This window comes from Vibrio sp. 1288 (assembly GCF_033344475.1).
In genome coordinates this window covers 1-558 of the sequence record NZ_JAWPOX010000951.1, presented here as the reverse complement: position 1 = coordinate 558, position 558 = coordinate 1, and the positions used below count along the sequence as shown (strand labels likewise).

Sequence of the window (558 nt, the reverse complement as noted above, 5' to 3'; positions counted from 1 at the left end):
CCAGAGGTAAATATCCTTGTCACCTTTCTTTGTATATATTTCTTGCGCTATAACGAAGTTCTGTCCAAAGACGTCCTTTGGAGCTCGAGAACGAACATGGTATTCAGGAAAATAAAACTCACCCTTGCTATTGGTTTTTACTACGTCAGAAACTTTTTCTCCGTCTTTATATCCTTCATAAAAAAGTTCTCGATGAACCGTTAGCCCAACTTGTGGTTTACCATCAAGCTTAATAACACCACGTACTTCTGGTGACATTTCCACATCGTATTTTTTAAACGGCCAAAACATTGCACTTGCTCCTACCGAAAATAGAGCTAGGACCAATATAAGCGAGTTTTTTTTAGCCATAGCCTTTCTCTATCCATTAGTTATTTTCTAGGATGATATGGAAAAAGATGAGTAAGAGAGAGAAGTTAATAAAGTGAAGGTAATTTGTGGGAAGTGGCTCAAGATAATATGTAATTAAGACATTTATTTTTATTATTTCTTAAACACTTAAATCATCGTCGTGACTCAATCTGCTTCAAAAGCCACTCTCTAAATCGCTCAGTTGAC

The 558-nt window shown here is 36.2% G+C and carries 1 protein-coding gene; it reads right to left on the bottom strand.

From position 1 onward, the window contains the following. Positions 1-351 (bottom strand): DUF6795 domain-containing protein (locus tag R8O11_RS30285; protein WP_318195269.1); only part of this gene is annotated, 351 nt, incomplete at its 3' end. Positions 352-558: the final 207 nt, after the last annotated feature.